The organism is Arthrobacter sp. 01N442, assembly GCF_056399345.1.
Genome location: NZ_JBFTRD010000002.1, coordinates 377,095 through 395,135 on the forward strand (window position 1 = coordinate 377,095; position 18,041 = coordinate 395,135).

The window sequence follows — 18,041 nt, forward strand, 5'->3', positions numbered from 1 at the left end:
ATGGGAGCAGTGGCTTCCGTGGGCGAAGGGAATAGTCATGATGTGGGGTTACGGTCAGAACCTCGGATGGATGTGGCTTTGGGGCGTGCTGCTGCTCATCGGGATCGCTGTGCTCGTGTTGCTCGCGGTGCGGGTCTTTGCCGGCCCCGGCCGCGGACAGCAGCCCGGGCCAGGACACCCCGGCACCTACGGCCAGCCCCCGGCCTACGGGCAGCCCGGGCCCTACGCCCAGCCGGGCGGCCCCGGCCGGAGCCCCGGATCTGCGGGTGGCAGGAGCCAGGCCCGGCTCATCCTCGACGAACGCTTCGCGAGGGGCGAGCTGACCGCGGAGCAGTACCGCGAGCACGTGAAGGAACTCGGCGAGGGGACATAGTGCCGCCCATTAGCCGCCGCAGCGCATTGTTGCTGGGCGGACTCGGTCTTACCGGCACAGTTGCCGGCGGCGCCGGGCTGTGGTGGACCCTCAACTCCCGGCCGGCGCCGGTCACCGGCGAGTCGTTGCGGCAGCCTCCGGCGCTCAGCAGTTCGGGCGGCATCCTCGAGGCCAGCCTCGAGGCGGCGCCGGGACTGTTCCCGCTGGCCGGACGGCAGGCGGGGGCGCTGGGCTACAACGGCGGCATCCCCGGCCCTACCCTCCGGGTGCGCCCCGGGGACGTGCTGAGGGTCAAACTGGTGAACAAGCTGGCCGAACCCAGCAATCTGCACCTGCACGGTCTCCACGTCTCGCCCCAGGGCAACGGCGACAACGTGTTCGTGACCGTGGACCCCGGCCGCAGCTTCGACTACAAACACCGGATCCCGGACGGACACCCGCCCGGACTGTACTGGTACCACCCGCACCACCACGGCCGGGTTGCCGACCAGATCTTCGCCGGCCTTTTCGGCGCCATTATTGTCGAGGATCCCGCCCCGCCCGCCGCTGGCCCCGAGCGCGTGCTGCTGGTCTCGGATACCAGCCTGGACGGCGCCGGGAACGTGGCCGAGGCCTCGCAACCGGACCGGATGGCCGGGCGCGAAGGGTCGCTCCTGCTGGTGAACGGGCAGGCCAATCCCCGGATGGAGGCCCGGCCCGGGCAGCGGGAGCGGTGGCGGATCGTGAACTGCTGCGTAGCCCGATACCTGCGCCTAAGGCTGGACGGACAGAAACTGCAGCTCGTCGGCATGGACTCGGGGCGGTTCCGTTCGCCGTCGGACGTGCAGGAAGTGCTGCTGGCGCCGGGGAACCGGGCGGAGCTGCTGGTCACGGCTGCACTGGGGCAATCCGAACTGCGGGCCATGCCCTATGACCGCGGGGCCATGTCCGGGATGATGGGCCGGCGCGGCACGGGCCCGGGCCTGCCGGCGGAGCAGGACGGGTCCGTGGATCCGGCCGGCATCACCCTGGCAACCCTGGCCGTGGCCGGCGATCCTGTCCCGCCCGCCCCGGTAATTGCCGCCGGGAACGCGCCGGCCGACCTGCGCTCGGCCGCCGTGGCTGCGCGGCGGCAACTGGTGCTCGCCACTTCCATGGGCGGGGGGATGGGCGCGGAAATGATGGGCTTCACCATCAACGGCCAAAGCTTCCAGGAGGGAAGGACCGACACCACCGTGGGGGCCGGGACGGTCGAGGAATGGGTTCTGGTCAACCGCAGCCCCATGGACCACCCGTTCCATCTGCACGTGTGGCCGATGCAGCTGATCGCCGAAAACGGCCGGGCCGTGGAGCCGGCGGCACTCCGGGATGTGGTCAACGTGCCGGCCAACGGCCAGTGCACGGTCCGGATCGCGTTCCGGGATTTCACCGGCCGTTCCGTCTACCACTGCCACATCCTGGATCACGAGGACCTCGGCATGATGGGCGTCATCGAGGTGCGGTGACCTTGGGCCCGGGAGCACCATCGGGCGTCTTATGGTATTGCCAAACATACCCCCTGGGGGTATGTTTGGAGTCGAGATGAGGACCAGCCGAGACTTTCCAGGAGGCAGGAACATGGAACACCAGCACCACGGCCAGACCGACCAACTGCAGGCCGGCGCCGGGCACGGGGGCCACGCGGGGCACGCCCAGCCACAGCCCGGCCGGGACGACGAGCACCTCGTACACAGCCACGGCCAGCACGCGGGCCACAGCGTGGCAATGTTCAAAAACAGGTTCTGGCTGACGCTCGCGCTGGCGGTTCCGGTGGTCCTGTTCAGCCCCATGTTCGCGCACCTGCTCGGCTACGTCCCCCCGGTTTTCCCCGGCTCGGCGTGGATCCCGCCGGTGCTGGGAACCGTGATCTTCTTCTACGGCGGCCAGCCCTTCCTAAAGGGCGGCCTGGATGAACTGAAGAGCCGCAAACCGGCGATGATGCTGCTGATCGCCATGGCTATCACCGTCGCCTTCGTCGCGTCCTGGGTCACGAGCCTCGGCATCGGCGGTTTTGACCTCGACTTCTGGTGGGAACTGGCACTGCTGGTGGCGATCATGCTGCTGGGACACTGGATCGAGATGCGCGCGCTTGGCTCCGCGCAGGGCGCGCTCGACGCCCTCGCCGCGCTGCTGCCGGACGAAGCGGAACGGATCACCGCAGCGGGCACGGAAACCGTCAAGGTCAGCGAACTCGTGGCCGGGGACACCGTTCTGGTCCGCTCGGGCGCCCGGATGCCGGCAGACGGCGTGGTCATCGACGGGCAGGCCGAGGTCGACGAGTCGATGATCACCGGCGAATCGAAGACCGTGCTGCGTTCACCCGGGGACAAGGTCGTCGCCGGGACCGTGGCCACGGACAACACGGTCCGTGTGCAGGTCACCGCCGTCGGGGATGACACCGCTCTGGCCGGGATCCAGCGGCTGGTCGCCGAGGCGCAGGCCTCCTCGTCCAAGGCCCAGGCCCTCGCCGACCGGGCCGCAGCGTTCCTGTTCTACTTCGCCTCCGGCGCGGGCGTCATCACCTTCATCGCTTGGTCCCTGCTGGGCAGCATTCCCGACGCCGTCACCCGCACCGTCACCGTGCTGGTGATTGCCTGCCCGCACGCCCTGGGCCTGGCCATTCCGCTGGTTATCGCGATTTCCACCGAACAGGCCGCCCGGGCCGGAGTCCTGATCAAGAACCGGATGGCACTGGAACGGATGCGGACGGTCGACGTCGTCCTCTTCGACAAGACGGGGACGCTCACCAAAGGCGAACCCGCCCTCAAGGACGCTGCAGCCGCGGAGGGTGTTAACCGGAAGAGCCTGTTGGCGCTGGCCGCAGCCGTCGAAGCGGACAGCGAGCATCCGGTGGCGCGGGCCATCGTCCGGGCGGCGCGCGGGCAGGGCCTGCAGATTCCCGCGGCTACCGGATTTTCATCGATGACCGGCCGCGGCGTCCGCGCCACGGTTGACGGAAAGACCATCCGGATCGGCGGCCCAGCCCTGCTCCGCGAACTCGCAGTGGAAGAACCGCCGGCAATCGCACAGGCCACCCGGGCCTGGATGGACCGCGGCGCGGCCGTGCTGCACGTGATTGACGGGCAAAAAATCCTGGGGGCCGTGAGTCTCGAGGACGAGGTGCGCACCGAGTCCCGGCAGGCCGTCAGCGCTCTTCAGGCCCGCGGTATCAAGGTCGCGATGATTACCGGCGACGCCCGCCAGGTCGCCCACGCCGTGGGCGCGGAGCTCAACATCGACGAGGTCTTCGCCGAGGTCCTGCCGGCCGACAAGGACAAGAAAGTCGCCGAACTGCAGTCCCGCGGCCTGAAGGTGGCGATGGTGGGCGACGGCGTCAACGACTCCCCCGCGCTGGCCCGGGCCGAAGTGGGCATTGCGATCGGCGCCGGTACCGACGTCGCAATGGAGTCCGCCGGCGTCGTCCTGGCCGGCAACGACCCCCGCGCCGTCCTGTCCATGGTGGATCTTTCGCGGGCCAGCTACCGGAAGATGTGGCAGAACCTCATTTGGGCCGCCGGCTACAACATCATCTCCGTGCCGCTGGCCGCCGGCGCCCTTGCCTTCGCCGGCGTCGTCCTCTCCCCCGCGGTGGGCGCGGTGCTGATGTCCGCCTCGACAATTGTGGTGGCACTGAATGCCCAACTGCTGCGGCGCTTGAAGCTCAACCCGGACCAGGTCCGCTAGAAAGGGTCCGCTGAACGGAAGAACCAGCATGGACGACGCCCAAACCCCGTCCTTCGGACGCTCCTACGCGCGCATGGGACCCCGGATGGATGCACGCGGGGCGGCCGAGCACCGACGGCGCCTCGTCGCAGCCGCCCACGGTGCGGTCGTCGAAATCGGGGCAGGCTACGGGGCCACCTTCCCGTTCTATCCTGCTGCGGTTGACGCCGTGCTGGCGCTGGAGCCGGATCCCACGCTCCGGTCGCTGGCCCGGGCTGCCGCGGGCACGGCACCGGTACCGGTCACGGTGCTCGACGGGGTCGCGGAGTCGCTCCCCGTGGCGGACGCTTCGGTGGACATCGTCGTCTCCAGCCTCGTGCTGTGCAGCGTGGCCGAGCCGTCCGCCGTCCTGGCCGAAGCACTCCGGGTCCTCAGGCCGGGAGGCCGGTTGTTGTTCTACGAGCACGTCCGCTCGGCGCACCGCGTGCTGGGGTTCGCCGAAGATCTGCTCACACCGCTCTGGAGCCGGCTGGCCGGCGGCTGCCATCCCAACCGGGACACCGCCGCGAACATCGAGCGCGCCGGCCTGGCCGTCGTCGCGCTGGAGAGGTTCGGCTTTTCGGTGCTGCCGGGAAATCCTCCCCTCGCCCACGTGCTCGGGGCCGCGGTGAAGGCGTGAGCGCGCGCTAAAGGGCGCTAGGAGGTGGTTGCGGCGCCCAGTACCGGCACGGAGCGGACCTGTGGAAGCTCCTCGAAGGCCGGTTTCCCGAACCAGTAGCCCTGGAACAGCCGGATGCCGGTCGTTTTCAGGGCCAGGAACTCCGCCTCGGTCTCGATGCCTTCGGCGAGTACGGTGATGCCGAGCTCCGCGGCGATGCCCACGATGCCGGCAACCACGGCCTGCCGGGCGGGGCTGGTATCGATGTCCCGGATGAGCAACATGTCAATCTTCATCAGGTCGGGCTGGAAATCGACCAGCAGCCCCAGCCCGGCGTGGCCGGCACCAAAGTCGTCGATGGCGGTGGTGAACCCGTGCTTGCGGTATTCGGTGATGATGTTCGTCAGGTGCGCGGCGTCGAGGACCTCCTCGTTCTCCGTGAACTCGAACATGATCGACGACGTCGGAAAGTTGCTTCGCGCCGCGGCCTGCAGCGTCGCGCGCAGGCAGGCGGCCGGCTCGTACACCGCGTTCGGCATGAAGTTGATCGAGAGCATCAAGTCCTCGCCGGCGGGAAACAGGCGCGCGGCAAGCTCGATGGCCTTGACCCGGCAGGCCTGGTCGAAGCGATACTTCTGCTCCGGCGAGACCTTCGAGAGGACCTGGTAGGCACCCTCGCCCGAGAGGCCCCTGACCAGGGCTTCGTAGCCCCAGACCCGGCCGGCCACGGCGTCGTAGATCGGCTGGAAAGCCATGCTGAAATCGAAGTCGAGCTTCGGGGAAGTAGTGCAGCCGTCACATGCCAATGCAGGGGTCCTCTCAGTGAATAGCTCCACTGTAGGGCACGGCAGCGCGCGAAAGCCGCCTTCCGCACACGCCGTGGCGCGCGCCGAAGGCGGCTTTCCGGGGCCGGGCTGGGCCGGAGGGCTAGGCCTTTTTGGGCGGCAGGGCCAGCTTGAAGATCTTTGCCCAGGTGGATCCGACCTGCTTCCACATCGGGCCGGTGTTGTAAGGCAGGTTGTAGCGCCGGCAGATGTCCCGTACCTTCGGCGCCACCTCGCCGTAGCGGTTGGACGGCAGGTCCGGGAAGAGGTGGTGCTCGATCTGGTGCGAGAGGTTGCCGGTCATCAGGTGCATGAACTTGGAGCCTGAGATGTTGGCCGAGCCGATCATCTGGCGCACGTACCAGTCGCCGCGGGTCTCGCCGTCGACCATTTCCTCGGTGAAGGTGTCCGTTCCGTCCGGGAAGTGTCCGCAGAAGATCACCGCGTGGGCCCAGACGTTGCGGACGGCGTTGGCGGTCAGCGTGCCGTAGAGCGCCTGCTTGCCGGAGCCGGTGAGCATGGCGACGGCGGGTGTGGCGGCGTAGTCCTTGGTGAACTGCTTGACCGCCTTGCGGCCGAGTGCCTTGAGGTCCTTGAGCAGGGCTTCCTTGGACTTCCTGCCCTCCCGGTAGTCCACGAGTTCAAGGTCGTACACCGCGATGCCCCACTCGAAGACCGGGGCCAGCAGCGCGTTGTAGAGCGGGTTGCCCAGGTTGAAGGGCTTCCATTCCTGCTGCGGGTCCATCCGCAGCAGGTTGTACCCGATGTCGTTGTCCTTGCCGACAACGTTGGTCCAGCGGTGGTGCAGGTCATTGTGGGTGTGCTGCCAGGAGCGCGCGGGCGTGACGAAGTCCCATTCCCAGGTGGTGGAGTGAATGTCGGGATCGCGCATCCAGTCCCACTGGCCGTGCAGGATGTTGTGTCCCAGTTCCATGTTTTCCAGGATCTTGGCCAGGCTCAGCAGCGTGGTGCCGGTGGCCCAGGCGGCCTTGTTCTTGCTGACCAGCAGCGCGGCCCGGCCGGAAATTTCCAGGGCGCGCTGGATCTTGATCATCCGGCGGATGTAGGCGGCGTCGTCGGAGCCGCGCTTGGCAAGGATGTCGTCCTTGATGGCGTCGAGTTCGCGGCCCAGCTCTGCAACCTGTTCGTCGGACAGGTGCGCGGCGGCGGGCGGCCGGAGCAGCGGGCCGCCGGTCTCGGCGAGCGCTCCGGGCCGCTTCTTTACGGCGGGGGCGCTGATGCTGGCCGAGGTGCCGTCTTCGGCGGTATCGGGCTTGTCTGCAAGTGTGGTCATCGGGTGGGTTCTCCTCAGAGGTCGAGGTTAACGGGTCCGGCGGCTGCCGAGACACACGTCTGGATTAGTTGGCCGGGCTCGCCATGGACTTCGCCCGTGCGCAGGTCGCGGACCTGGCCGGCCCGGAGCGGGATGAGGCAGCTGTGGCAGATGCCCATCCGGCAACCGCTGGGCATCAGCACGCCGGCGTCCTCGCCGACGTCGAGCAGGGGGGTGTCCCCGTCGGCATCGACTTCGCGGTCGGAGGCCTCGAAGGTCACCAATCCGCCGTCGTGGCCTTCGCCGCCGGCCAGGCTGGTGCTGAAGCGTTCGATCGTCAACGTTGCGGCCGGAACCGTGCGTTCAACCGCCGTTCCGGAGTGATCCGCGGCCGCGGCTTCGGCTTCCCACAGCGCCTCGGCGTCGTCGAGGAAACCCGCGGGGCCGCAGGCGTAGGCCGCACGGTCTCGCCAGTCCGGGCAGAGCAGGTCAAGTTCGGCTGTGGCGCCGAAGTCCAGCCTGCCGCGTTCCCCGCTGAACCAGTGGGTGACCTTGAAATTGGGAAACTGGTCTGCGAGTTCGGCCAACTCCTCGCGGAAGATGGCGTCGGCCGGGGTCCGCGCCGTGTGGATGAGGACGACGTCGGCATCCGGACGGTGCGGGACGAGCGTGCGGATCATCGACATCACCGGGGTGATGCCGCTGCCCGCGGTGAGCATGAGGAGCGGGCGCGGATGCTCCGGCAGGATGAAGTCGCCCTGCGGCGGGGCGAGGAAAAGTACGTCGCCCGGCTTGGTGGTGCGGACCAGGGTTCCGGAGACGGCACCCATGTCCGTGACGGTGATGGCGGGGTCTTCGCCGGCGGGAGCGCTGAGCGAATAGGATCGCCAGTGGCGGACGCCGTTGAGTTCGACGCCGATGCGGGCCCACTGGCCTGCACGGTGTGCTTGCCAGCCTCGGCCGGGACGGAAGAAAATGGTGGCGGAATCGGCCGTTTCTGGAACCACCCGGGTAACCACGCCGCGCAACTGGCGGGCAGAAAACACGGGGTTGAAGAGCGACAGAATGTCTTCTGGAGCTAGTGGGGTGGTCAGTAGAGATGCGGCGCGCGCCAGCTTACGGAGCCGGATCATCTATCAAGCGTATGTCAGCCTGCGTCATAATTCTTCACCCAGGACATACGATCGACGTAAAGAAACTATCTCCACGCAACAAACTATTGGATACCCGTCATGGATGCTTCCCCCGCCGGCCACCCCGGCTACCCTGCCTACGACCCGCCATGGCTGGCGCTGCCAAAGGAAGTCAGCGACATGCTCCGGCCACAGGTGCCGGGCATTGTGGAGGCCATCATCGACGCCGTGCCCCAGCTGGTTCCCGCCTATGCCCGGCCGATCGAAGGCCGCTTCGGGCGGGGGCTGCGGCGGGGCGTCGCGACGGCGCTGGACCGTTTCCTGCAGCTTCCGGGTACCGCGCTGCCCGCGCTCTCCGAGGAGAGCCGGCTGCTGGTGGCGGGCCTGGGCAGCGGCGAGTTCCGGCAGGGCAGGAGCATGGATGCCCTGCTCAGCGCGTATCGGATGGGCGCCCGGGTGACGTTCCGCGAGATGTCGAAGGTCTCGGTGGAACACCACCTGGGCCAGAATGTGGTGGTTGACCTCGGCGAATCAATCCTGGCCTACATCGACGAGCTCTCCGCGGTCAGCGCGGAGGCTTATGCCTTTGAGCAGTCCGAACGCGCCGGGGCGGTGGACCGGCGCCGCACCGAGCTGCTGGACCTGCTGCTGCTGGGGCAGGCGGACGAGGCGGCGCTGCGCCAGACGGCGGCGATGGCGGACTGGTCGCTGCCCCAGCGCATGTCGGTCGTGACGCTGCCCTTGGACCGGGCCGGCGGGCTGCGGCTGCGGCTGGGCCCGGGAACCCTGGTGATCGAACGCGAGACCGACGCCGTGGTGCTGGTCCCGGCACGCAAGTCCAAGTCCGCCCGGATGGACCTGGAGAAGGCGCTGCGGGGCCGCGGGGCCGCCGTGGGCCCGGCCGGCGGGTGGGAGAAGGTTCCCGAATCCTTGCGCCTGGCAGTGCTGGCGGCATCTGTCCTGCCACACCGTGACGGCCCGGATGACCCGCCGATCTGGGCCGACGAGCATCTTGCGGCCGTAATCCTCGGTGCGGAGCCCTCCGCCATCGCCGAGCTGGCGCACCGACGCCTGGCGCCGCTTGAGGGGCTCCGGCCCGCACAGCGCGAACGGCTCGCCGAAACCCTGCTGTCCTGGCTCCGGCACTGGGGCCAGCGCGCCCCGGTGGCCGCCGAGCTGGGCATCCACCCGCAAACCGTGGGTTACCGGGCGGCCCAGTTGCGTGAGCTTTTCGGGGACGCGCTGGAGGACCCGGTGGCCCGGTTTGAACTGCAGCTCGCGCTGCACGCCGGCAGGCGCTAGCTGGCGATCGCTTCGCGGCCCTGCAGGCGCATCTCAAGGTCGTTCATCACAATCGCGGCCAGGTCCTCGAGCGTGCGGGTGTCCTCCGCGGTGAACTCCCGCGGTTCCCGGTCCAGGATGCAGAAGGTGCCCAGGTTGAAGCCGTCGGGGGTGCGCAGTGGAACCCCGGCATAGAACTGCAGCCCGAACTCGCCCGCAACCAGGGGGTTGGAAAGCGTGCGGGCGTCGTTGGCGGCATCCTCGACGATCCACGGGCCGTCCTGCAGGATTGCCGAGGCGCAAAGCCCCGGATCCCTGCCGATCTGGGTGACCTCGGTGCCGTGGTGGGCCTTGAACCAGATCCTGTCGTGGTCCACGACGCTGACGATCGCGACCGGGACCGAGAACACCCGTGCCGCGAGCGCCGCGATCCGGTCGAAGGTGCCGTCCTCGGGGGTGTCCAGGATCCGGTACCTCTCGACGGCGCGCATCCGGCCCTCTTCATCGTTCGCCGCGGTCGCGCGGTGTTGCCGGTGCCGCCCGGCACCGTTGATGACCTCCTGGCGGAGGGCAAGGGAGACCTCGCGGGCGTGCGGCCGGGCCTCCGGGTCCCGGGACAGCATGGAGGACAGCAGCGCCACCCACATCGGGGCGAGCTCCTCCGGGATCTGCGGATCGTGCAGCAGCCGTGCGACAGCGGACTGGATCGGTGCCCCCGGGTACGCCATCCTGCCGGTCAGTCCCTCGAGCAGCACGAGTCCAAGCGAGTAGATGTCGCTTGCCGGGCCCGCCGGTTCGCCGGCCGCCTGCTCTGGGCTCAGGTACGCCGGCGTCCCCGAGGTGCCGCCGTCGTCGTCCGCGCGGTTGTGCCCCAGGATGGCCGCGACGCCGAAGTCGGTCAGCTTGGCCCGCGGGCGGCGGTCGTCATTGCTGTAGTCGACCAGCAGGATGTTCCCCGGCTTGATGTCCCGGTGCACGATCCCGTGGTGGTGGATGTAGGAGAGCCCGTCCGCCAGGTCGTAGCCAATGTGAGCCATGTGCGCTGCGGAGAGCGGGCCCTGCAGGGAGCGGTGGCGCAGGTCCTGGCCGCGGACGAGTTCCATCACGAGGTAGGTGAGCCGGGAGTCCGGATTGCTCAGATCAGCACCGGCGTCGAACAGCGTCACCAATGCATGGTGGCTCATTCCCGCGAGGATCCGCACTTCCTGGCCTTGCCGGCGGGTGTGCTCGAGATCGTCCGCGTCATTGCGGAAGAGTTTGACCGCCACCTCGCGCTGCAGCAGTTCGTCGCGCGCCCGGTAGACAGTCGACTGGCTTCCCCTGCCAATGAGGGCTTCGATCCGGTACCGCCCGCTGAGCAGGAGGCCGGGTTCCATCGTTGTTGTCAAAGAGTTTTCTTGTTCCCTCAATACGGGTCCGCACATGGAATCGGACAGAGCAGTCCCAAAAGCCGGCCAGATCGGCAGGCGCCCGCGAAATTAGCAAGGTTACTTATGATACCGCGGATCGCGGATTCAGGAAGACCTGCGGGGGTCATTTTTCGGGCCCAGCCGGCTCCCGGCGGAGCCCGGGGCCCCGGGCCGGGCCCAGGCCCGGCAGTTACTTCGCCGGGTTGTGCGTGCCGATCGGCACCAGGGTCAGGTCCGGCAGGTTCTTCTCGATCCGGCGCAGGGCCCAGACGTCGTTGAACAACGCCAGGTATTCCCCGTCGGAGCGCAGCAGTACCTCGGCGCCCGGCACGTTGGCCAGCGCCGGCATGGCGTCCGCCGTCGTGATCCGCGCGAGTGAATACGGCAGCCGCTCAAGCCGCATCGGCGCGCTGAAGTCATGCGCCATGCGGTCCTCGACCACCTCGAACTGCATCGGGCCGACGGCGGCCAGCACGGGTGCCTGGTCGCCGCGGATGTCCGAACGAAGCACCTGGATGACACCCTCGTGCTCGAGCTGTTCGATGCCGCGGCGGAACTGCTTGAAGCGGCTGGGGTCCTTGGAACGGGCCACCTGGAAGTGCTCGGGGGCGAAGAGCGGGATGGCCGGGAACTCCACGGGACGTTCCAGGAACAGGCTGTCCCCCACCCGCAGCGAGGAGGCGTTCACCAGGCCCACGACGTCTCCGGGGAAGGCCTCGTCGATCACCTCGCGTTCGCGGCCGAAGACCTGCTGGGCGTACTTCGTGGCGAAGGACTTCCCGGTGCGGCCCTGCGTGACCACCATGCCGCGCTCAAAGACGCCCGAGCACACCCGGATGAAGGCGACGTGGTCGCGGTGGGCCTTGTTCATGCCGGCCTGGACCTTGAAGACGAACCCGGCAAAAGGGGCGTCGACGGGGCGGGCGGCGCCGTCGACGTCGGGCCGCGGCGCGGCGGGCGGGGCGAAGTCCACGAGGGCGTCGAGGATCTCCTTGACGCCGAAGTTGAGCGCGGCGGAGCTGAAGAGGATAGGCGTGGCCTTTCCGGCGTGGAAAGCCTCGACGTCGAACGCCAGGTTAGATTCGATCACCAGGCCGGCCTCGTCCACGGCGTTGGACCAGTCGCCGCCCTGACTGGCCGCTGCCTCCTCCGGGCTGAAGTACTCGGTGAGGGCGATGTTGGCGCCGGCGTTGTTGCGCTTGAACTGCGCGAAGCGGTCGTTGCGCAGGTCCCAGACGCCGCGGAAGTCACCGGAGATGCCCACGGCCCAGGTCAGCGGCATGGGCTGCAGTCCGGTCCGCTCGGTGATCTCGTCCATCAAGGCCAGGGCGTCGAGGCCGGGCCGGTCCCATTTGTTGATCACGGTGATGATGGGCAGGTTCCGCTGCTTGCAGACCTCGAAGAGCTTCATGGTCTGGGTTTCCAGGCCTTTGGCGGCGTCCACGAGCATCACGGCGCAGTCGACGGCGGCCAGCACGCGGTAGGTGTCCTCGGAGAAATCCGCGTGGCCCGGGGTGTCCAGCAGGTTGATGACTGTGTCGCGGTATGCGAACTGGAGCGCCGCCGAGCTGATCGAGATGCCGCGGTCCTTCTCCATTTGCATCCAGTCGGAGACCGTTTCCTTGCGGTTGGCCTTGCCGCTGGACGCGCCGGCGGTGCCGATCACCTTGGCGTGCAGGGCAAGGGCTTCGGTCAGCGTGGACTTGCCGGCGTCCGGGTGCGAGATGACTGCGAAGGTCCGGCGCCGGGCCGCCTGCTTGTGAATCTCCTGGACTCGGGCGGGGCTGTGGACTTCTTGGGACACGGTGCTACTTTCGCTGCGGCTGTGGATGGGTCACGGCGCGGAGAGCCCGCGGTACACCCTAGGCACCAAGTTTATCGCAGGCGGCGGCAGGCCCGGGCGGGCGGCCGGAAATGCGGGTTGCACTTGCGGCGCACGGGCCGTCTCCGCGGGACCCCGTGCAGGGCTGAAATGGGGCACTTTGAGGCTTGATGGTGCGGAAAACGGTCGTCGTTGCCCCTATGATGGTGCATACGGGAAACCGGGCACTTTTGTTCTTGCCGGACAGTGATGGAAAATCGACAAAATCCGGCGTACTTGCGGGCAGCGGCCTGCACCTTTGAAGGGAAAACCTATGGCACGGAGTCCCGAAGACGCACTTAAGGCGACTTTGGCCAGGGTGGCACCGGGGACGGCCCTTCGTGACGGTTTGGAGCGCATCCTCCGCGGCCGTACCGGCGCCCTGATCGTGCTGGGCATTGACCGGACCATTGAATCCATCTGTTCGGGTGGCTTCGAGATCGGGATCGACTTCTCCCCCACCCGCTTGCGGGAACTGGCCAAGATGGACGGCGCCATTGTCTGTGACAAGGATGCCAGCAACATCTTGCGGGCCGGCGTCCAACTGGTGCCCGATTCGAGCATCGAGACCCAGGAGACAGGAACCCGGCACCGCACCGCGGAGCGGGTTGCCATCCAGACCGGGGTTCCGGTGATCTCCGTGAGCCAGTCGATGCAGATCATCGCGCTCTACGTGAACGGCCTGCGGCACGTGCTGGAAGGCTCCGAGAAGGTGCTGGCCCGCGCCAACCAGGCTCTCGCCACGCTGGAGCGGTACCGCTCCCGGCTGGACCAGGTGACCAGTTCGCTGTCGGCCCTCGAGATCGAGGCCATGGTGACCGTCCGCGATGTGGCCGTGACCCTGCAGCGCCAGGAGATGGTGCGTCGCATTTCCGAGGAGATCTCCCAGTACGTGCTGGAACTCGGCGAGGACGGCCGGCTGCTCTCCCTGCAGCTGGACGAGCTGACGGTGGGCCGCGGTCCGGGCAGCGACGTGATCATCCGGGACTACTCCGGCCCGAAGGCCTCCGCCGCGGACATCGAGAACGCCGTCAAGGCCCTCGTGAACCTGGGGCCGACTGAGCTTATCGATCTGGGCAGGATTGCCGGGATCGTCGGCTTCGCGGGCGGTGAGGCGAACCTCGACGCCGTCGTGCAGCCCCGCGGGTACCGCCTGCTCTCCGGCCTCAAGGCGGTGCCGAAGGCCGTGGCAGACCGCCTGGTGGACCACTTTGGCGGCCTGCAGTTCCTCATGGCGGCGACCATTGACGACCTCATGACAGTTGACGGCATCGGCGACCAGCGCGCCCGGACGGTCCGCGAAGGCCTGAGCCGGATGGCCGAGGCCAGCCTGCTGGACCGGTTCCTCTAGCCCGGTTCCTCTGGCCCCGTCGACTGCTCCGTAACGGCCCTTTTGGCCCGCCTAAACGGCGATTTCGGAGCAATCGAAGATGACTAGCCGAGCTGGAAGACGGCCTTGGGGCTGGTCTTGTTCCCGAGCCGGGCAGTGAAGACGTAGTAGGCGCCGCCCCCGCCAGGCTGGGCGTCCACCACTTTGCAGCCCTCGGTGGACCGGTTGCGGTTCCAGGGGAAGTTGGCGGTTTCACTCCGGCCCGGGCGGATCGTTTTGACCAGGTCGCTGCTTTCGGCCTGGCAGTCGCTGGAGGAGAAGATCCGGTCCGAGCCACTGGTGATCAGGTACTCCATCTGCGAGGTCCCGAGGTTGACCTCGCACGGCACCTTGTTGCCATTGGTGACCTTGAGGGTCAGCAGGGGGTTCTCGCCCGGCGCGTAGGCGGCCTTGTCCGTGGCCGCGGTGACTTTCAGCAGCGCCTCGTCGCAGCCGGCGCCCGATGTTGGCGTGGCCGACCCCTGTGGGCTGGCGGTGGCTTTGCCCTGACCGTCCGGCTGGGGCGAGTCGCTGGCGGTGGCCGCAGGCGTTTCGCCGTTGAAGGCGCTGGAGATCGCCGCGAAACCGCCGACGGCGAGGGCAAGCACCAGCAAGAGCGCGGCGCCCACGAAGAGCCGGCGCCGGCGGTAGACCGGGCTGAGCGGTTTCCGGGCCGGCCTGCCGCTGGTCTTTGCCTTGGCGGAAGCCTTCGGTCCCGAACCGCGCGTTCCTGAGTTGCCTTGCCTGACCATGCTTCTAGGCTAGGTAACGCCGCGGGTTATGCCTGCCCACCACGCCGCTGGCCGCAGTATGGTCCCCGTCTCTATTACGATGATTCGATCAAAGCTTTAGCCGATTCCCCCGCCCCTGCCGGCCCGGCCGCCCCCGCGGCCGCGACCCCGCCCGCGGACCCGCCCGCGCCGGCCGTTCCCCTCGCCGAGCTGCATGACGCGCTTGCCTCCTGGTTCGCTGAAACTGCCCGCGACCTCCCGTGGCGGGCGGCGGACTGTTCTGCCTGGGGCGTGCTGGTCAGCGAAATCATGCTCCAGCAAACCCCTGTTGTCCGCGTTCTGCCGGTGTGGGAAGAATGGCTGCGGCGCTGGCCCGCGCCGGCCGACTTGGCCCGGGAGCCTGCCGGGGAAGCGGTCCGGTCCTGGGGGCGGCTGGGGTATCCGCGGCGCGCCCTCCGGCTGCACGCGGCCGCCGTCGCCATTGTCGAAAACCACGGGGGCGCGGTTCCCGGCAGCCACGCGGAGCTGCTGGAGCTGCCCGGCGTGGGAAGCTACACCGCGGCCGCTGTCGCCGCATTCGCGTTCGGCCGCAGGGAGACGGTGGTGGACACGAACATCCGCCGGGTCCACGCACGCCTGTTTACCGGGACCGCGTTGCCGGCGCCGGCCCTGACGGCCGCCGAGATGCGGCTGGCCGCGCAACTGCTGCCCGACGACGGCGCCGCGTCGGTGCGCTGGAACGCGGCGGTGATGGAACTGGGGGCGCTGGTCTGCACGGCCCGGAGTCCGAAGTGCGGTGAATGCCCGGTCCGCGGCGCCTGCGCCTGGCTTGCCGCCGGGGAGCCGCCGCCCAGCTACACGCCCAAGGGGCAGGCCTGGCATGGGACAGACCGGCAGCTGCGCGGGGCCGTGATGGCGGTCCTGCGCCTGGCCGAGTCGCCGGTGGCCCGCGAGCTGCTGGAGCGCGCCCCCGCGGACCTGGGCTTCGACGCGGACGGAATCGCCGTCCCGCTGGCCGCGCTGCACCGGCTCAACCCCGCGCCGGAGCAGCTGGAGCGTGCGCTTTCCGGGCTGCTCAGCGACGGCTTGGCAGAACTGCACCCCGGCGGCCTGCGGCTGCCGGGCTGAGCACTTCCTAGGGCTCCCCGAAGCCGGCCTTGATCAGCCCGCCCAGGTAGTCCACCGCCCTGGCCGCGTCCGCGCCGCTGGCTTCGATATGCAGCACGGTTCCTTTGCTGGCGCCAAGCATCATCAGTTCCGTCATGGACGCGCCGTCGACCCCGTTAATGGTGACGTCGGCCTCCATCCCGGCCAGGCCTCCCGCGATCTTCGCCGCCGGCCGCGCGTGCATGCCGGCCTGGTTGACCAGTTCAAAGTCGCCCTGGGCATCCGGCGGCTGCTGGTGCGGATGTTCGGGTCCGTGCGGGTGGGCCGGAGGCCGGTAGACAGCTTCGGCGGCTTCCTTGACGGTTTCCGCGTCGGCCCCCGTCTGCGCGGATACGGCCGCCGCGACCAGGCCCTCGATCAGCGGGGCGTCGGCGAGGTGGATGGATTCCGGGTCAGCGGCGAACTCCACCGCCGATTCCGCGGTCATGACGGCTGAACCCAGGTCGGTGAGCACCACGATGCCGCTTCCCCCGGCTGCCTGTTCCAGCGCGGCCATCACCTTCTCCAGGCTGGTCCCGATCCGGCCGTCGTCGGTGCCGCCCGCGGCCACGATCATGACGTCAGGGGCCATCTGGGCGGCGAGCTCGACGGCGCCGTCGGCAATCTTTTCGCTGTGCGAGACGACGACGAGCCGGACCGTCATTCGGCGGCCCCGACGGCGGCGCGCAGGATCAGGGCACTGGAGACGGCACCGGGGTCGCGGTGGCCGATGCTGCGCTCCCCCAGGTAGCTGGCGCGGCCCTTGCGGGCCAGCATCGGGTCGGTGGAGACTGCCCCGGCCTCGGCCGCCTCGGCTGCCGCGGCCAGGACCTTGCGGACGTCGCCCTCGCCGGCGGCGGCCGCGGAGGCGTCCACGGCAGGAGTCCAGGCATCCACCATCGTCTTGTCCCCGGATTCGGCCTTGCCGCGGGCAACGATGCCGTCGCGGGCCGCCTGCAGCGCCGCGGCCAGCGTGGCGGCGTCGATGTCGGCAGCGTCCCCGAGCGCCGTGGYGGCGCGCAGGAAGGCGGTTCCGTACAGCGGCCCTGCTGCGCCGCCCACTTTCGACATGAGCGTCATGGCGGTCAGCTTCAGGGCCGCCCCCGCAGTTTCCGGGGGCGATTCGGCGAGTTTGTCCATTACGGCTTTGAAGCCCCGGTCCATGTTCTCGCCGTGGTCGGAGTCTCCGATCGGCCGGTCCAGTTCGATGAGCTCAACCCTGTGCTCGGCCATTGCCTCGGCGGACAGGGTCAGCCACCGGAGGGCCCAGTCGACGTCCAGCCCCACGTTCAGACGCCCCACCGCAGGGCCGCCGTGTGGACGGGCGCGTCCCAGAGGCCGATCATTTCATCGTCCAGGCGCAGCACGGTGATCGAGCAGCCCTGCATCTCGAGCGAGGTGATGTAGTTGCCCACCAGCGAGCGCTCCACGGTGACGCCCTGGTCCGCGAGCCTTTGCGCGGCCCGGCGGTAGACGATGTACAGCTCACTTTGCGGTGTGCCGCCCATGCCATTGACGAACAACAGGACCTTGTCCCCTGAGGCGAGGCCGAGGTCGCTGACGACCGGGTCCAGCAGCCGGTCGGTGATGCCGTCGGCAGGTTCCATCGGGATCTTGTGCCGGCCGGGTTCGCCGTGGATGCCGATGCCGATTTCAATCTCGTTGTCTTCAAGCTCAAAGCTGGGCACCCCGGCGTGCGGAACGGTGCACGCGGTCAGGGCCACGCCCATGCTCCGCACGTTCTGGTTCACGCGGTCACCGATGGCTGCGACTGCGTCGAGGCTGTCGCCGCGTTCGGCCGCGGCTCCGGCGATCTTCTCCACCAGGACGGTTCCGCCCACTCCGCGGCGCCCTGCCGTGTAGAGCGAGTCCTGCACGGCGACGTCGTCGTTGACCAGCACCGTGCGGACTTCCACGCCCTCGGCCTGGGCCAGTTCGGCGGCCGTCTCGAAGTTCAGCACGTCGCCGGTGTAGTTCTTCACGATGTGCACGACGCCGGCTCCGGAGTTCACCGCGAGCGTGGCCGGCAGGATCTGGTCCGGGGTGGGCGAGGTGAACACGGCCCCCGGTACCGCCGCGTCCAGCATGCCCATCCCGACGTAGCCGCCGTGCAGGGGCTCGTGGCCGCTGCCGCCGCCGGAGACGAGCCCGACCTTGCCGGACACGGGGGCGTCCTTGCGGACAATGTATTTGGGGTCCGGGTGGACGGTCACAAGGTCGGCATGTGCAAGCCCGAACCCTTCTACTGACTCGTCGACCACTGCCTTGGGATCATTGATGAGTTTCTTCATGGCTGTGCTCC

General features: G+C 68.7%; 16 protein-coding genes. 7 read left to right on the forward strand and 9 right to left on the reverse strand.

Translation table 11 applies throughout. The annotated features are described in order from the left end of the window. The first annotated feature begins 37 nt into the window (after positions 1–37). From AC1DNC_RS04155 to AC1DNC_RS04170, 4 genes are all read left to right on the forward strand, one after another. Positions 38–373, forward strand: a complete 336-nt coding sequence (locus AC1DNC_RS04155) for an SHOCT domain-containing protein (protein WP_476861285.1) — start codon at positions 38–40, stop codon at positions 371–373. Further along, the gene (locus AC1DNC_RS04160) at positions 373–1,857 is read left to right on the forward strand and encodes a multicopper oxidase family protein (RefSeq protein WP_476861286.1); all 1,485 of its coding nucleotides are present in this window, start codon (positions 373–375) and stop codon (positions 1,855–1,857) included. The genes AC1DNC_RS04155 and AC1DNC_RS04160 overlap by 1 nt, the downstream gene beginning before the upstream one ends. 112 nt (positions 1,858–1,969) lie before the next feature. After that, positions 1,970–4,075 carry a copper-translocating P-type ATPase gene (locus tag AC1DNC_RS04165; protein ID WP_476861287.1) on the forward strand — a complete coding sequence of 702 codons (2,106 nt, stop codon included), beginning with the start codon at positions 1,970–1,972 and terminating at the stop codon, positions 4,073–4,075. Between the two features lie 28 nt (positions 4,076–4,103). After that, positions 4,104–4,733, forward strand: a complete 630-nt coding sequence (locus AC1DNC_RS04170) for a class I SAM-dependent methyltransferase (RefSeq protein ID WP_476861288.1) — start codon at positions 4,104–4,106, stop codon at positions 4,731–4,733. 17 nt (positions 4,734–4,750) lie between these two features. Here the strand turns inward: AC1DNC_RS04170 and AC1DNC_RS04175 are convergent, their stop codons facing one another. The 3 genes from AC1DNC_RS04175 to AC1DNC_RS04185 form a co-directional block, all read right to left on the reverse strand. Next, complete coding sequence (locus AC1DNC_RS04175; protein WP_476861289.1) at positions 4,751–5,467, reverse strand: EAL domain-containing protein; 717 nt, start codon at positions 5,465–5,467, stop codon at positions 4,751–4,753. Between the two features lie 172 nt (positions 5,468–5,639). Continuing rightward, positions 5,640–6,830 (reverse strand): fatty acid desaturase family protein, encoded by a 1,191-nt coding sequence (locus tag AC1DNC_RS04180; RefSeq protein ID WP_476861290.1) that lies wholly within the window; start codon positions 6,828–6,830, stop codon positions 5,640–5,642. 14 nt (positions 6,831–6,844) lie between these two features. After that, positions 6,845–7,942: a ferredoxin reductase gene (locus tag AC1DNC_RS04185; protein ID WP_476861291.1), complete on the reverse strand. Its 1,098-nt coding sequence runs from the start codon at positions 7,940–7,942 to the stop codon at positions 6,845–6,847. Positions 7,943–8,041: 99 nt separating this feature from the next. Here AC1DNC_RS04185 and AC1DNC_RS04190 point away from each other — a divergent pair, with 99 nt between their 5' ends. Further along, the gene (locus tag AC1DNC_RS04190) at positions 8,042–9,244 is read left to right on the forward strand and encodes a PucR family transcriptional regulator (protein ID WP_476861292.1); all 1,203 of its coding nucleotides are present in this window, start codon (positions 8,042–8,044) and stop codon (positions 9,242–9,244) included. On the opposite strand, the gene AC1DNC_RS04195 is transcribed toward AC1DNC_RS04190, so the two are convergent. Together AC1DNC_RS04195 and AC1DNC_RS04200 are read right to left on the reverse strand one after the other, a co-directional pair. Next, complete coding sequence (locus tag AC1DNC_RS04195; protein ID WP_476861293.1) at positions 9,241–10,611, reverse strand: protein kinase domain-containing protein; 1,371 nt, start codon at positions 10,609–10,611, stop codon at positions 9,241–9,243. The two genes, AC1DNC_RS04190 and AC1DNC_RS04195, sit on opposite strands and share 4 nt — an antisense overlap. Positions 10,612–10,822: 211 nt before the next feature. Beyond that, complete coding sequence (locus tag AC1DNC_RS04200) at positions 10,823–12,436, reverse strand: peptide chain release factor 3 (RefSeq protein WP_476861294.1); 1,614 nt, start codon at positions 12,434–12,436, stop codon at positions 10,823–10,825. A 331-nt stretch (positions 12,437–12,767) separates the two neighbouring features. Between AC1DNC_RS04200 and disA the strand changes: the two genes are divergently transcribed. Further along, entirely contained in the window at positions 12,768–13,844 is a 1,077-nt protein-coding gene (gene disA, locus AC1DNC_RS04205) for a DNA integrity scanning diadenylate cyclase DisA (protein WP_476861295.1), read from the forward strand. An 83-nt stretch (positions 13,845–13,927) separates the two neighbouring features. Here disA and AC1DNC_RS04210 read toward each other — a convergent pair whose 3' ends face one another. Next, positions 13,928–14,614 carry a hypothetical protein gene (locus AC1DNC_RS04210; RefSeq protein ID WP_476861296.1) on the reverse strand — a complete coding sequence of 229 codons (687 nt, stop codon included), beginning with the start codon at positions 14,612–14,614 and terminating at the stop codon, positions 13,928–13,930. 270 nt (positions 14,615–14,884) lie between these two features. Here AC1DNC_RS04210 and AC1DNC_RS04215 point away from each other — a divergent pair, with 270 nt between their 5' ends. Then, positions 14,885–15,721 (forward strand): HhH-GPD family protein, encoded by an 837-nt coding sequence (locus tag AC1DNC_RS04215; protein ID WP_476861297.1) that lies wholly within the window; start codon positions 14,885–14,887, stop codon positions 15,719–15,721. 7 nt (positions 15,722–15,728) lie between these two features. On the opposite strand, the gene dhaM is transcribed toward AC1DNC_RS04215, so the two are convergent. Genes dhaM through dhaK form a run of 3 tightly spaced genes read right to left on the reverse strand, consistent with a single transcriptional unit; the run spans position 15,729 to position 18,030 of the window. Then, complete coding sequence (gene dhaM / locus AC1DNC_RS04220; RefSeq protein ID WP_476861298.1) at positions 15,729–16,403, reverse strand: dihydroxyacetone kinase phosphoryl donor subunit DhaM; 675 nt, start codon at positions 16,401–16,403, stop codon at positions 15,729–15,731. After that, complete coding sequence (gene dhaL, locus AC1DNC_RS04225) at positions 16,400–17,026, reverse strand: dihydroxyacetone kinase subunit DhaL (RefSeq protein ID WP_476861590.1); 627 nt, start codon at positions 17,024–17,026, stop codon at positions 16,400–16,402. Before dhaL ends, dhaM begins: the two co-directional genes overlap by 4 nt. A gap of 2 nt (positions 17,027–17,028) precedes the next feature. Then, positions 17,029–18,030 (reverse strand): dihydroxyacetone kinase subunit DhaK, encoded by a 1,002-nt coding sequence (gene dhaK, locus AC1DNC_RS04230; RefSeq protein WP_476861299.1) that lies wholly within the window; start codon positions 18,028–18,030, stop codon positions 17,029–17,031. Positions 18,031–18,041: the final 11 nt, after the last annotated feature.

Excerpts from the sequence above, each read along its gene's own strand:
- AC1DNC_RS04155 (WP_476861285.1), top strand. The coding sequence starts at position 38 with ATGATGTGGGGTTACGGTCAGAACCTCGGATGGATGTGGCTTTGGGGC.
- AC1DNC_RS04165 (WP_476861287.1), top strand. The coding sequence starts at position 1,970 with ATGGAACACCAGCACCACGGCCAGACCGACCAACTGCAGGCCGGCGCC.
- AC1DNC_RS04170 (WP_476861288.1), top strand. The coding sequence starts at position 4,104 with ATGGACGACGCCCAAACCCCGTCCTTCGGACGCTCCTACGCGCGCATG.
- AC1DNC_RS04175 (WP_476861289.1), bottom strand. The coding sequence starts at position 5,467 with ATGGCTTTCCAGCCGATCTACGACGCCGTGGCCGGCCGGGTCTGGGGC.
- AC1DNC_RS04180 (WP_476861290.1), bottom strand. The coding sequence starts at position 6,830 with ATGACCACACTTGCAGACAAGCCCGATACCGCCGAAGACGGCACCTCG.
- AC1DNC_RS04185 (WP_476861291.1), bottom strand. The coding sequence starts at position 7,942 with ATGATCCGGCTCCGTAAGCTGGCGCGCGCCGCATCTCTACTGACCACC.
- AC1DNC_RS04190 (WP_476861292.1), top strand. The coding sequence starts at position 8,042 with ATGGATGCTTCCCCCGCCGGCCACCCCGGCTACCCTGCCTACGACCCG.
- disA (WP_476861295.1), top strand. The coding sequence starts at position 12,768 with ATGGCACGGAGTCCCGAAGACGCACTTAAGGCGACTTTGGCCAGGGTG.
- AC1DNC_RS04210 (WP_476861296.1), bottom strand. The coding sequence starts at position 14,614 with ATGGTCAGGCAAGGCAACTCAGGAACGCGCGGTTCGGGACCGAAGGCT.
- dhaM (WP_476861298.1), bottom strand. The coding sequence starts at position 16,403 with ATGACGGTCCGGCTCGTCGTCGTCTCGCACAGCGAAAAGATTGCCGAC.
- dhaK (WP_476861299.1), bottom strand. The coding sequence starts at position 18,030 with ATGAAGAAACTCATCAATGATCCCAAGGCAGTGGTCGACGAGTCAGTA.